The organism is Candidatus Phyllobacterium onerii (assembly GCF_028331445.1).
In the GTDB taxonomy this organism is placed as follows: Bacteria; Pseudomonadota; Alphaproteobacteria; order Rhizobiales; family Rhizobiaceae; genus Phyllobacterium; species Phyllobacterium onerii.
In genome coordinates, this window is record NZ_JAQMHX010000003.1 from 87,606 (window position 1) to 101,159 (window position 13,554).

13 protein-coding genes are annotated in these 13,554 nt (G+C 56.3%); 2 read left to right on the forward strand and 11 right to left on the reverse strand.

What is annotated here, in order from left to right; translation table 11 throughout:
* Positions 1-20: 20 nt before the first annotated feature.
* From cobD to cobA, 3 genes are read right to left on the reverse strand one after another with little or no spacing between them, the layout of a single operon-like run.
* Entirely contained in the window at positions 21-1,034 is a 1,014-nt protein-coding gene (gene cobD / locus PHA01_RS08480; RefSeq protein WP_271894547.1) for a threonine-phosphate decarboxylase CobD, read from the reverse strand.
* Positions 1,034-2,332, reverse strand: coding sequence for a cobyrinate a,c-diamide synthase (locus PHA01_RS08485; protein WP_271894548.1), 1,299 nt, complete (start codon positions 2,330-2,332; stop codon positions 1,034-1,036). Before PHA01_RS08485 ends, cobD begins: the two co-directional genes overlap by 1 nt.
* Positions 2,329-3,168, reverse strand: a complete 840-nt coding sequence (gene cobA / locus PHA01_RS08490) for a uroporphyrinogen-III C-methyltransferase (protein ID WP_271894549.1) — start codon at positions 3,166-3,168, stop codon at positions 2,329-2,331. The genes PHA01_RS08485 and cobA overlap by 4 nt, the downstream gene beginning before the upstream one ends.
* Before the next feature lie 104 nt (positions 3,169-3,272).
* Between cobA and PHA01_RS08495 the strand changes: the two genes are divergently transcribed.
* Positions 3,273-4,388 carry a cobalt-precorrin-5B (C(1))-methyltransferase gene (locus PHA01_RS08495; protein ID WP_271895048.1) on the forward strand — a complete coding sequence of 372 codons (1,116 nt, stop codon included), beginning with the start codon at positions 3,273-3,275 and terminating at the stop codon, positions 4,386-4,388.
* Positions 4,381-5,127, forward strand: coding sequence for a cobalt-precorrin-6A reductase (locus PHA01_RS08500; RefSeq protein WP_271894550.1), 747 nt, complete (start codon positions 4,381-4,383; stop codon positions 5,125-5,127). Before PHA01_RS08495 ends, PHA01_RS08500 begins: the two co-directional genes overlap by 8 nt.
* Here the strand turns inward: PHA01_RS08500 and cobM are convergent.
* The 8 genes from cobM to PHA01_RS08540 form a co-directional block, all read right to left on the reverse strand.
* The gene (gene cobM / locus PHA01_RS08505; RefSeq protein ID WP_271894551.1) at positions 5,119-5,880 is read right to left on the reverse strand and encodes a precorrin-4 C(11)-methyltransferase; all 762 of its coding nucleotides are present in this window, start codon (positions 5,878-5,880) and stop codon (positions 5,119-5,121) included. The genes PHA01_RS08500 and cobM overlap by 9 nt on opposite strands.
* A 2-nt stretch (positions 5,881-5,882) precedes the next feature.
* Positions 5,883-6,275 carry a cobalamin biosynthesis protein gene (locus PHA01_RS08510; RefSeq protein WP_271894553.1) on the reverse strand — a complete coding sequence of 131 codons (393 nt, stop codon included), beginning with the start codon at positions 6,273-6,275 and terminating at the stop codon, positions 5,883-5,885.
* Positions 6,272-6,703, reverse strand: coding sequence for a tellurite resistance TerB family protein (locus PHA01_RS08515; protein ID WP_334312008.1), 432 nt, complete (start codon positions 6,701-6,703; stop codon positions 6,272-6,274). The genes PHA01_RS08510 and PHA01_RS08515 overlap by 4 nt, the downstream gene beginning before the upstream one ends.
* A gap of 87 nt (positions 6,704-6,790) precedes the next feature.
* Positions 6,791-7,429 carry a cob(I)yrinic acid a,c-diamide adenosyltransferase gene (gene cobO, locus PHA01_RS08520; protein WP_271894555.1) on the reverse strand — a complete coding sequence of 213 codons (639 nt, stop codon included), beginning with the start codon at positions 7,427-7,429 and terminating at the stop codon, positions 6,791-6,793.
* A 26-nt stretch (positions 7,430-7,455) separates the two neighbouring features.
* Entirely contained in the window at positions 7,456-11,184 is a 3,729-nt protein-coding gene (gene cobN, locus PHA01_RS08525) for a cobaltochelatase subunit CobN (protein ID WP_271894556.1), read from the reverse strand.
* Between the two features lie 11 nt (positions 11,185-11,195).
* Entirely contained in the window at positions 11,196-12,248 is a 1,053-nt protein-coding gene (gene cobW, locus PHA01_RS08530; protein ID WP_271894557.1) for a cobalamin biosynthesis protein CobW, read from the reverse strand.
* A 4-nt stretch (positions 12,249-12,252) separates the two neighbouring features.
* Positions 12,253-12,774 (reverse strand): bifunctional adenosylcobinamide kinase/adenosylcobinamide-phosphate guanylyltransferase, encoded by a 522-nt coding sequence (gene cobU, locus PHA01_RS08535; RefSeq protein WP_271894558.1) that lies wholly within the window; start codon positions 12,772-12,774, stop codon positions 12,253-12,255.
* Entirely contained in the window at positions 12,774-13,499 is a 726-nt protein-coding gene (locus PHA01_RS08540; protein WP_271894559.1) for a CbtA family protein, read from the reverse strand. Before PHA01_RS08540 ends, cobU begins: the two co-directional genes overlap by 1 nt.
* Between the last annotated feature and the right edge of the window lie 55 nt (positions 13,500-13,554).

Sequence of the window (13,554 nt, forward strand, 5' to 3'; positions counted from 1 at the left end):
CGATCCTGTTGAATCAAAAATCAGCCGGGTATTGCACTTAACGCAATACGAAGACGTTGCTGCAATCGTTCAGCCGCATTCTCATCCAATGGCAGACCAAAACGCAACCATTGTGGCGCGTAGTCAAATTTTCTTGTCAACACATGTTGCTCGCATAAGGCTTCGTGAAGCTGCCGAGCCTGCTTAAACTCCACCAACGAAAACAGCATTGTGCCACCAACTTGTAAAAGACCCGCTTCAGCCAAGACGCGTCCAAGCAGCTCACGACGGGCCCTTAACCGCTTCGCAAAACCTGCAAGGAGGATTTCATCGGAAAACGCATGGGATGCGATGGTTAGGGCGGGGCCCGATACTGCCCACGGACCCAGCCGGAGCTTGAGCGCCAGTGCAATATCGTGCGTCGTAAAAGCAAAACCCAATCGCAACCCGCCAAGGCCGAAGAATTTGCCAAAAGATTTCAGGATAATCAGCCCACTTATCCCTGTGTGGTCTGCGATGCTTGCTTCTGGATGGGCATCCGCAAAAGCTTCATCGACAATCAGGACTCCACCTCTGCTCTCCATTCGTCCGGCAAGTTCAAGCAAAGATGCCCTTGAGACAATTCGTCCATCCGGATTGTTCGGATTGACCACAACCGCAACCTTCGAAGATGGCAGAATCTCGTCGATGCTCGCGCAACTCGAAATCCGCCAGCCCGCATTGAGGAACGACGCGCTGTGCTCCTGATACGTCGGACCGACGATCGCGACTTCGCCTTTTGCAGCCACGATATCAGGCAGTATTTGAATAAGCGATTGTGTGCCTGGCGCTGCAACGATTCCCGCCTCAGCCGCCGCGCCATAATATTTTCCGGCAGCGTTAAGGGTTGACGTGAGCAGTTTTTCGTCCGGCAAGCGGTTCCAGATTTCAAGACCAATCGGCCGCAGCGGTAATACTTCCGGATTGATACCGGTAGAAAGGTCAATCCAGTCGGATGGCGCGCCACCGAAACGTTCTAAAGCACGATCGAGCGCGCCCCCATGTTCAATCTGCATTATCCCGCCAAATCAATTATGTGCATGTATGAGCCGCTCACCGATCCAGCACGCAGCCCGGCTTCGCCCAAATCTTCACCCAGTGCGTCCTGAACGCGAAAGAGCCGTTCGGCGACGCCCTCGCGGACAATACTGGCATAGTGAAATTCGTGTCCCGTAAGCTCCGTCTGAAATGGAGCCCCCACAAGTGGTTTGAGGCGACGATAACCGAGATGCATCTTCCGGTTTGCAAAACTTGTTTCCACAGGCAGGAGCCCGAGCATCGGATGCACTTTGCCCGCAGCATCCTCGATGCTCCTGCCCAGCACCATGTACCCTCCACACTCACCGTATATCGCGATTTTGTCGGCAGCAGCCGATTTCATACCCGAGGCAAAGTTTTCTGACTGGGCAAGGCGCCCGGCGTGAAGCTCCGGATAACCTCCGGGCAAATAGATTGCATCGCTGTCTCCGGCCGGCGCTTCATCCGCAAGCGGTGCAAAATAGCTTATCTCGGCGCCGCGCCGCCTCCAGCCGTCCAGCAGATGCCAGTAGGAAAATGCGAATGCGTTGTCACGCGCAACGGCTATCCTTTGTCCAAGAGGCGGAATGCGCGACACATTTGCCATCGATCCTGTGGGACCATAGCGATTGGCCATTTGCTGGATCTGTTCGAGATCGATCCTGTCGCCAATGATATTACCTGCGTGGGTGATGAAAGCCTCAAGTTCGAGATGTTCACCCGCCTGTACGAGCCCGAGATGCCGTTCCGGCAGTTGCAACCCCTCGTCACGCGGCAAGCAACCGAGAACCGGTATGCCGACGGACTCCAGTGCGGAACGCAGCATGGCCTCATGGCGCACACTGCCGACCCTGTTAAGGATTAGCCCCGCAATCATCACATCGCAGCGAAAATCTCGAAAACCACTAACGAGTGCGGCAATCGAATGCGATTGCCGCGCGCAGTCGACGACAAAAATGACTGGAAGCGACAGATGTGTCGCAAGATCGGCGGCGGACCCCCGCCCATCGCTGGCACCATCGAAAAGCCCCATCATACCTTCGACCACGAGCATCTTGTTGCCTTCGGTATGACGTGCAGCCAATGCACTGATCAAATCCGGCCGCATCGCCCAAGGATCGAGATTGACGCAAGGACTACCGCTCGCCACCGCGTGATAAGCCGGGTCGATGTAATCTGGCCCCGCTTTTGCCGGCGCAATCTCCACACCGAGATTTCTAAGAGCGCGCAACAATCCAAGCGTGACGGTCGTCTTGCCGCTGCCAGACGACGGAGCGGCAACAATCATGCCTTTCATCCGGCATCCTTTTCCCGGCGGGTTCCAAGCGGATCCTGCGTAAGCACACGACCTTCTACCGCGCCGAGCCAGTCGAGCGCCGCACGCAAGCGGACAACTTGTCCCACTACCACGATTGCGGGAGGGCGAAGGCCGGACTGCTGAACATCGACCTCCGCTCTCTCGAGCGTTGTCTCAAGCACTTTCTGATGGCCCGTTGTGGCATTGCAGACGAAAGCGATTGGTTCGTCCCTGGAGCGACCAGCAGCCATCAGGCGCGAAGCAATCAGTCCGATATGCTTCATTGCCATATACATGACGATGACCGAAGATCCCTTGGCGATACTATTCCAGTCCATCGAATCGGGAACGAGGCCGGTAGCATCATGTCCAGTCAGGAAGGTAACACTTTGGTTGGTCTCGCGGTGGGTGACGGGAATGCCCGCATAGGCAAGACCACCGATCCCAGCCGTGATGCCGGGGATAATCCGGAATGGCACTTGATGTTCGACCAAGGTCAGCGCTTCCTCGCCACCTCTTCCGAAAACGAAAGGGTCGCCGCCTTTCAAGCGCAGCACTCGCTTGCCGGACTTCGCGAGTTCGACCAGTCGAAGCGATATATCGCGTTGTTGCGGCGACGGTTTCCCGCCTCGTTTGCCGGCATATTCCAGCACTGCGCCGGGAGCAGCGAAAGACAGGCAATCCTCATTGACCAAAGCATCGTAGACGATGACGTCGGCTTGTTCGAGTCCGTTGACAGCGTGCAAGGTCAACAGCCCAGGATCGCCCGGCCCTGCTCCTACCAGCCAGACGTGCCCCGTTTCAAAAACTGGCAGCTTCGAATTCATTGCGCTCATCGCTCATTCCGATCTTTTGCGCATAGCACAATTTTTCTGGCTGTAAGCATGAACTTATTGGAAAAATCATGCAACGGGTGCAGAAGCTGGTCTATAAGACCCGCATGAGCGACGAACCCGATGCAGGACAGCGGAAACCCGACGAGACGAGCGAACGGCCCTTGCGTCGAGGCTGGACTACGGGTGCTTGTGCAACCGCTGCGACCAAAGCGGCATTGATCGCGTTGATCACAGGCGAATTTCCCGATCCCGTAGCGATTATTCTGCCTAAGGGCGAAGTTCCACACTTCCAGCTGGCGATCGAATCGATCGGCGATGGTTATGCGATGGCAGGTATTGTCAAAGATGCAGGTGATGATCCCGATGTCACGCATGGTGCCACGATAATCTCGACGGTGTTTCCCGCACCGCCTGGAACCGGCATACAGTTTGTCGCGGGCGAAGGCGTTGGCACGGTCACCCTGCCAGGCTTGCCGATTCCTCCCGGAGAAGCGGCAATCAATCCCGTTCCTCGCGAAATGATGAGCCGGATTTGCGAGGAAATCTGCGCACAATATGATCTCCCGGCGGATCTTGTCATCACAATCTCTGTGCCCGAGGGCGAAGAGTTGGCCAAGAAAACCTGGAATCCGCGTCTTGGGATAGTCGGCGGTATTTCGATACTGGGAACCACTGGCATCGTTCACCCCTTCTCTTGCGCGGCTTGGATACACTCGATCCACCGCGGCATTGACGTATCACGTGCAGCAGGTCTCAAGCATGTCCTCGCTGCAACAGGCTCCACCTCGGAGGATGCGGCGCAAGCAATCTATCATCTGCCGGAGATTGCGCTCCTCGACATGGGTGATTTCGCCGGAGGTTTGCTGAAATACCTGCGCATGCATCCAATCGATCGGCTGACAATTGCCGGCGGCTTTGCCAAGCTGACAAAACTGGCACAGGGCGCGCTCGATCTTCATTCTGGCCGCAGCCAGGTCAGCATGACTTTTCTTGCTGATGAAGCGGAAAAACTGGGGCTCGATCCAAATGTGAGGGAGCGGATTCTGACTGCCAACACTGCGCAGGAAGTGCTTGAATTGACACAATCTATGGGAATTGATCTCGCCAGTCTTGTTGCCACACGGGCCAGGCAAACAGCTCTTGCCACACTCAAGGGCGCCCCGGTCGAAGTAGAGGTCATCGTTACCGATCGCAAGGGTACAGTTCTTTCCCGTGTCTAATGGTCCAATTCTCATTTTGGGTGGCACTGCCGAGGCTTCAAAACTCGCGTCTCGTCTCGCCGCGCAGGGTCACCGCGTGATTTCATCTTTGGCGGGACGTACGCTTAATCCGGCAACACTCAAGGGCGAAGTTCGCATCGGCGGTTTTGGTGGCGCAAGAGGCCTCATTGCGTATATCGTGAAACAGGAAGTTTCTGTGCTCATCGACGCAACACACCCTTTCGCAACGCAGATCTCCGACAATGCCATCCTTGCAGCAGCTTCAACAAAAACGCATTTCGTCCGGCTGGAACGCCCCGCTTGGCACGCGAAACCTGGCGATAGCTGGTCGATTGTGGCTTCACTTGAAGACGCGGTTTTCCTCATCCCCGCAAAGGCACGTGTGCTGCTCGCACTTGGACGGCAACACATCGCACCGTTTTCCCGTCGCGGCGATGTGCATTTTGTCGTGCGGATGATAGATCCGCCTGAAGCGCCGCTTGATCTCGTGGATTTCGAACTGGAATTGTCTAAGCCTGGTAAAGTTGATGACGAGACTGCTTTCCTGACGACGAAGCGCCTCACGCATATCATTTGTCGCAATTCCGGCGGCACCGCGTCCTACACTAAGATCAAGGCGGCGCGGGATCTCGGCATTCCTGTCATCATGATTGATCGTCCGCATCGCCCCAGCACCCATAGTGTGGCCGATATCGAAAGCGTTATCCTGTTCGTTGATAAACTTTTTGGCTCAGTTTGAACGCTTGCGCAGCGAGTGCGTGTGACCTTTGTGATATAAAGCCGAATCCCGGAAAGTATCTGCCGCCAGACTGCGCCCAACAAAAATCATTGCTGAACGAGTCAAGCCCGACATCTCTACCTTGGCGACAATATCGGCAAGTGTTCCGTGAATGAATTGTTCGTCTGGCCAGCCCACGCGATAAGCAATAATGACAGGACAATCAGCGCCATAGAGCGGGGTAAGTTCGGTTTCGATACGTGCCAGATTGCGGATCGAAAGGTGAATAACCAACGTCGCACCCGATTTCCCAAGAGTTGCCAGATCTTCGCCTTCCGGCATAGACGATGATTTTATCGAAGTACGCGTCAGGATGATGGTCTGGCATACTTCCGGAACCGTCAGCTCTTTTTTCAAGGCGGCAGCAGCGGCTGCAAATGCCGGAACGCCGGGCGTCACATCATATTGGATGCCCAATGCATCAAGACGCCGCATCTGCTCTGCCACCGCGCCGTATATCGACGGATCCCCGGAATGAACGCGCGCCACATCCTTACCTTCCGCATGAGCCATCTCGAACTCTGCAATGATTTCATCGAGCGTGAGCGACGATGTATCGACCACGCGTGCGTTTTCGGGTACTTCCGCAACCATCTCCGCTGGAACCAATGATCCTGCATACAAACAGACCGGACAGGATTGAATCAGTTTTAATCCGCGCACAGTGATAAGGTCGGGGGCGCCTGGGCCTGCTCCAATAAAATGGACCGTCATTTTTATCTCTTTGTTGCAGCCAATGCTGTTGTAGCATGAGCCGATTTTGTTTTTCCAACGACCAATACGCCTGTCGGACCAACACCTGCAAGCGCAGCAGCTTCAGCCACGCCGTGACATCCCATCAGCGCAAAAACACGATCGGACGGGTTCAGCAAACCCGGTGTCTGTTCCTCCAGTGTGGAAGCACTGAAGTAACGAACAGGGCAATGGAATTTCCGCGCCATATCTACAATGGCTGGCTCGCCCCGTCGCAACTCTATCGAGTGTATGCCGTTTAGATCCGATGGCTCAATGGCCACGTCTTGCAAGACCTTGTTGACGAGGTCGAAGAGCTCGTCCGGCGCGCATCCCCGTTCGCACCCCACCCCCAGCGCATAGATTGGCGAAGTCATACCTGCTTCTTGTGCAATTCTTCCGGTGTTACGCCCAAAAGATCAGCCGTCTTGCGGATCAGGTTAGCTTCTTTGGCATCCAATTCATCGTCCGCATTCGCAATCGCCAAAAGATGGCGCAGCAACTGAACCTTACGTTCAAACGACACGTCCGCAAAGGCAAGCGCCGCTTGGGTACTCGTGGTCTCGTAACCGAAGTCCTTGAGGTATTCGGCGACTTCTCCGAACTCCTCAGGCGAAATCCCGAAATCATTCGAAGCGACCCGCAAAATCGCGGCATATTCGGCTTTATCAGTCTTTCCATCCGCCAACGCTATATGCAGCAGCAGCAAAAGTTCTGCTGTCAACACCGGGTCGTCGGCAACCTTCTGCACTGCACTTTTCGTGCCTAGAAACGTTGCGATCCGATCAAAAATGCTTTCGCTCATGTTACCCCCAAATTGTCTCTACTGATTGATTGCAGTACAGACAGCCGAATTCAAGTAGCGAAACGCCTCAGGCCGGCATCTATAAAATTAAAATTCGATGCCTTTCTGAGCCTTGATGCCTGATCGGAACGGATGCTTGATCATTTCCATCTCGGTGACAAGATCTGCAAACTCGATGAGCTCATCCTTAGCGTTGCGGCCGGTGATGATCACATGTTTCATATGCGGCTTCTGCTTCAGAACTTCGATGATTTCATCGACCGCCAGATAGTCATAACGCAGGGCAATGTTCAGCTCGTCGCAGAGCACCAACTCGGTTTCGTCGTCGAGGATCATCATCTTGGCCTGTTCCCACGCATCGCGCGCCATGGCGATATCGCGGGCACGATCCTGCGTTTCCCACGTAAATCCCTCGCCCATGGCGGAAATCGTCACCTGCTCGGGGAATTTCTCGAGAACCCAACGCTCACCCGTATCCCATGATCCTTTGACGAACTGGACGACGCCGATCTTCATGCCATGGCCAAGCGCCCTGAACACAACGCCGAAGCCGGCCGTGGATTTGCCTTTTCCTTTACCGGTATTGACAATGACCAGACCTTTCTCATCCGTCTTTGTTGCAAGTATCTTGTCGCGCACTGCTTTCTTCTTGCGCATCTTGTCGGCATGCCGCTCATTGATTTCCGCTTCGGTCAGATTCTGCAATTTTTGTGACTTTTCAGCCATTTGGCTTTCCCTTCCGAATCAAATTATCAAGCGGCAAGTTTGCTTAAATCGTAGCGCGCCGAGTTGGAACGCGGCCTCCAGAAGTCGCGCGTGACCGCTTGTTCCAGCTTTTCCGCAATATCACGCAAGGCATGCGGGTTCTTCTCGGCCAGAAAATTCCGCACGTCTTCGTCTACCAGAAATGCCTGATAGACGGCTTCGAAATGGTGGTTGCCGACAGCGCCGGTGGTAGCGGCGAAGGCAAAAAGATAATCCACGGTCGCCGCCATCTCGAATGCACCCTTATAGCCATGGCGCATCACGCCAGTAATCCATTTCGGGTTGGTCACGCGGCCACGAACCGTACGGGCGATTTCTTCTTCAAGCGTGCGGATAACGGGTTTTTCCGGACGTGAATGGTCGTTGTGGTAGATGGCAGGGCGCTCGCCCGAGACAAGTTCCACCGCCGCCGACATACCGCCTTCGAACTGGTAGTAATCGTCGGAATCGAGCAGATCGTGCTCGCGGTTGTCCTGATTTTGCACGACGGCGTTGACGTCCCGCAGCCGTTCTTCGAGCAAGCCTCGCTCCGCATTGCCCTCGATGCCCGCACCATAGGCATAGCCGCCCCAGACGAGCCAGGCTTCCGCCAGATCGTCGCGCTTTGCCCAGTCGTTTTCCTCGATGAGTGCTTGCAGGCCAGCACCATAGGCACCCGGCTTGGAGCCGAATACGCGAAAACCGGCGCGTTGTCTTGCCAGCTTTTCTTCTGTGCCTTCTCCAATGAGCCTCGCCTGCTCGCTGCGCATACGCGCGGCGATAGGATTGTCCTCGGCATCTTCATCCAAAGCGCCCACTGCCCGCACTGCCGTGTCGAACAGCGCTATCTGGTCTGGAAATGCATCACGGAAAAACCCCGAAATTCTCAAGGTTACATCGACGCGTGGACGACCAAGCATGGCCGTCGGGATGATTTCGTAACCGGTAACCCGGCGCGAGGCCATATCCCACACCGGCTTGACACCGATCAGTGCCAGCGCTTGCGCAATATCGTCGCCGCCGGTGCGCATATTCGACGTGCCCCATGCGGTGAGTCCGAAGGAGGTCGGCCATTCGCCATGATCCTGCGTGTAGCGTCGGATCAGAAGCTCGGCGGATTTTTGTCCGAGTTCCCATGCGGCCGGTGTTGGCACGGCGCGGCTATCCACCGAAAAGAAGTTTCGCCCTGTCGGCAAGACATCCGGGCGCCCGCGAGTTGGTGCCCCCGAAGGCCCTGGCACAACGAAACGTCCGTTCAGTGCCGTCAGCAACGCATTCATCTCGGCATCACCGCAAGCGGTAACAGCAGAACGCAAGTTGGTGCGGATGCCGTCAAGCACGGCAATTGTCGCTGCCCAATCCTGAGTGCAATCCACCTCTCCGGCCACCAATTTGGCGGCCAGCAGCTCGACGCGTTCGACGGTATCGCCGGCGATGCGCCAAGGCTCATCCGAAATAGCTTGCAAGATATAGGGGCGAGGCCCGTCCCATGGCTTGGCCATCTCACAATCCAGCGGGTCGAAGCCCTCCAGCCCGAGATCGAGCGCAATCGCCCGCTGCAGGCTCTGATCGGCGCCATGGCCGGCTCCGCGTGGCACGCGCGCCAGCGCAACAACGAGATCGGTCAGCAGACGCCCTTCCGGCGATCGTCCGAAAACATGCAGGCCATCGCGGATTTGCATTTCCTTCAAATCGCAAAGATACGCATCGAGTTTCTGCAGAGCGAGATCGTCCGGGTCATGATCGTGAATGCCAGCATCGCTGTCGAGTCCGATATCGCGCACCAGATCGAGGATTTGCGATTTCAGCCGCACGAGACGACGCGGATCGACGCCGGACGCCTCGTAATATTCATCCACCAGCGCTTCGAGGTCCTTCAGCGGACCATAGCTTTCGGCGCGGGTGAGCGGCGGCGTCAGATGGTCGATGATTACGGCGGATGAGCGGCGCTTGGCCTGGGTTCCCTCGCCCGGATCATTGACGATAAACGGGTAGATATGCGGGACCGGCCCAAGCACTGCTTCCGGATAGCAGTTTTCCGACAGCGCTAGAGATTTGCCCGGCAGCCATTCGAGATTGCCGTGCTTGCCTACATGCACAATTGCGTGTGCGCCATAGACCTCGCGCAGATAGGCGTAGAACGCGAGATAGCCGTGTGGCGGCACAAGGTCCGGCGAATGGTAGGTTTCTTTCGGATCGATGTTGTAGCCGCGCGCCGGCTGAATGCCGACCATCGTTTTGCCGAAGCGCGCCAACGGCAGAGCGAACGCCTCGGCATGCTCCATGAAGTACGGATCGGCCTCCGGCTGCCCCCAGCGCGAGGTAACAACGTCTTGAATCGATTGCGGAAGCTTTGCGAAGAAGCTTCTGTATTGATTCAAGGAAATTGTTTCGCGGATTTCCCGTCCATCGCGGGCTGCGTTGGTCGGGCCCGCCATCATATGATTGATCAGCGCGTCGCCGTCGGTTGGTATGCTGGCAACCGGATAGCCCTGCTCGCGCATCGCATGCAGGATATGCCAGGTACCCGCAGGCGTATCCAAACCCACACCATTGCCAAGCCGGCCGTCGCGATTGGGATAGTTGGCCATGATCAGCGCAACACGGCGCGAAGCAGTCTTCGCAGCACGAAGCCGCGCCCAGTTGGCTGCCAGCGCCGCAACGAATTCAACGCGATTGGCCAATGGCTCGTGCGTTACGATATTGGCTTGGGTGCTCTCGTCATAATGCCGAGCGGATTTGAATGACACGGCGCGCGAAAGAACACGTCCGTCGACCTCCGGTAGTGCCACATTCATTGCCAGGTCGCGTGCTGACAATCCCTGATCGGAGCCACCCCATTGTTCGATGCTTGACCCGGAAAAGATAACCTGCAGCACCACGGCGCCGTCGTGTTCGAGCACGGTAGCTTTGCGTGCGCTGCCCGGCGCGGAAACGGCAAAGCCAGTCGAATTGAGCACGACAGAAGGCGGCGCCTCGGCGAAAATGCTCTCTAGCGTCGCCACAGATACTGGATCTTTCAGGCTGGAAACGAAAACCGGTAGAGGGTTGAGCCCCTTGGCTTTCAGCGCATCGATCAAAGCTTCGACCGGCTGCGTCTGCCCGCTCTGCACCAGTGCGCGGTAAAAACAGATGGCAACGACCGATGCATCATCCTGCCATTGTCCACGCAATTCTTCCAGCGATGGCGCGGCGCGGCCCGGCCACCACAACCCGGCTTTCAAAAGCGGCGCTGCGTCCTGCGGCTTATCCTTGCCATCGATCAGTGATCCACAATAATCGAGGAAACGTAGGGCGTTCTGTGCGCCCCCCTCCAGCAGATAGTGCCAGAGCGCATCGCGATCCTGTCGTGAAATCGTTGAAAACCGGTCCAGCCCCGGGTCCGGCTTATCGTCACCTGGCAGCACCGCAAGCTGTACCTTGTGATTGATCGCGCAAGCATGCAACGCTTCCAGCCCGTAAGGCCAATAGCTTTCACCGCCGAGGATCCGCACCACGATAAGCTTTGCATGACGTGCCGTGCGCTCGACATAAGCGTCGACAGACATGGGATGCACTAAGGCCATCATATTGGCGAGGCGCAACGATACGGCATCGTTTTGTCGCCTGGCGGAGCTAAGGCTTGCGAGTTCCGTGTCAGCGGCAGAGAGAAACAGCACATCTCCCGGCGTCTGGCCGAGGTCTATAGCCTCGGTGCCTTCAGCTATCGTGCCTTTCTGGGCAAGCAGGAGATGCATCTGGTTTCCTATCAGGCCGCTGCGGCATTCATCGCAGTGGTGATCCCGGCGGTGTCGATGTCGTGCAAACCGATCACCACGAGCCGCGTCTGACGCTCTTCGCCGGGGTTCCAACTGCGATCGAAATAATGTTCGATCCGTGAACCGACTGCCTGAATTACCAGACGCATCGGCTTGCCGGGAACATCGACGAAGCCCTTGAGCCGCAAGACGTCATGATCGGCAATCACTGCTTTGAGCTTTTCGACAAATGATTTCGGCTCGGTCACCGGCCCAAGTCCCACGACAAAGCTTTCGAACTCGTCGTGGTCATGCTCTTCACCCGCCGCATGCTCCATCTCGTGATGCGACCGGCGATTGGCGATGTCTTCCTCGGTGCCGACACCAAGGCCGAGCAACAATTCATTGCTGAGCTTGCCGTAGCTTGCTGAAACCATGTTGAGCGAACGCGAGGATCGGCTTTGCACATCACCGCGAACGCTCGTCAACTGCGCATCGCTGATCAAATCTGTCTTGTTCAACACGATAAGATCGGCTGCGCGGATCTGGTCTTCGAATAGCTCTTCCAGCGGACTGTCATGATCAAGCGATTCATCCTGTTCGCGTTGCGCGTCGACCTTGTCATGATCGTCGGCAAAACGTCCCTCCGAAACCGCGGCTGCGTCGATGACAGTCACCACACCATCGACAGTCACTTGTGTCTTGATCTCCGGCCAGTTGAACGCGGCAACCAGTGGCTGCGGCAGGGCCAATCCCGAGGTCTCGATGACGATGTGATCGAAGCGATCCGGCCGATCCAAAAGCTTGGTCATGGTCGGAATGAAATCATCGGCAACGGTACAGCAGATGCAGCCATTGTTCAGTTCGATCATATCCTCGTCGCGGCATGCCTCGATCCCGCAACCTTTGAGCAAGTTGCCGTCAACGCCTAGATCGCCAAATTCGTTGATGATCAAGGCAATACGCTTGCCATTGGCATTTTCAAGGAGATTGCGGATCATCGTCGTCTTGCCCGAACCGAGAAAGCCGGTGATGACCGTTGCCGGAATCTTTTGACCCTGCATGGTGTTATCCCTTCATTTTGAGCGGCAGTCCTGCTGCTACGAAATAGACCTGAGCCGCAGCACCTGCCACGGCTTGATGGAGTCGGCCTGCATGGTCGCGAAAGTCGCGCGCCATGCGGTTTTCTGGAACGATGCCAAGACCCACCTCATTGGAGACCAGCACCACGGCACCCTCCAATTCTCTCAGCGCCGCAACAAGCCGCGCTGTCTCTGTTTCGATATCTTTCTCAGACATCATCAGGTTGGTGAGCCACAAGGTCAGACAATCGACAAGAACGGCACGGTTGCCGATGCACTCTCTTTGCAGCACACTGACCAGATCAAGTGGTTCTTCAATGGTTGTCCAGGAGCCGCCGCGCCGTTGCTTGTGCTGCGCTATTCTCTCTGACATTTCATCGTCCCATGCTCCGCCAGTAGCAAGATAGACCGCATCCATACCGGACGTTTCGATCAACCCCTCGGCAAAAGAGGATTTACCGGAACGCGCGCCGCCCAAAACAAAGGTTGTTCTGCGTTCCAGTTGCATCAGGCATCCAGCTCCGATTGCGCGTAGTGTTGAATGGCCCAACCAAGCGCGGTTCCAAGCACCACCCAGAAGAACAGGTTGGTTGCCAGTGTCGACACGGCAAATTCGGAAGCCAATGTCGGCGGTACGCTGGACGTAAGATCGTCGGCTTCAGGAGCACCATAGATATGCGGAGCCACGATCAGCGCTATGCCCAGCACCTTTGCCCAGATCTCGTCGCGAAGCACGATGAAATAAACGCCGCCTGCCGTCAGCAGAACTGTAATCAGCCACCATGCCTGCCTTGTTGCGAGGTCTGCGGCGGGCATTGCCGGCAATTCCGGCGCTAGGCTGAATGCAGGCGCAAGATTGAAAATAAAGAAGCCTGCAAGACCCCAATAGATACCATTTTGCAGCGTGATCCTGCGACCCAGAAAAAGCGCGGCAGCCCCTGTGATGAGGGCAAAGCCAGCACCGGCAACGAGATTGATCAGCAGCGTATTCCCAAAGCGGCCGAATGGAAGCGCAGGGCTTGCCTCTTCTTCATGTTCGTGCGGGGCTACGGCAGCGGGTGCAGCCGCAGTCGCCGCCGCGGCAGCGTCATTGCTATGTTCATGACCGCCGGCGTTTTCATATTCCTCGGCATGCAGAATAAGCGGAACATTCCGCACGTACATCGCCGGTGTCAAAAGAATACCGGCAAACAGACCGGCTACGATGGTAGCCAGAAGATATTTAACCAACATGGAATTCACTCCCCGATCCCTAAAGCGAGACGCCGGGTACCTGAAAAAGGCCCCG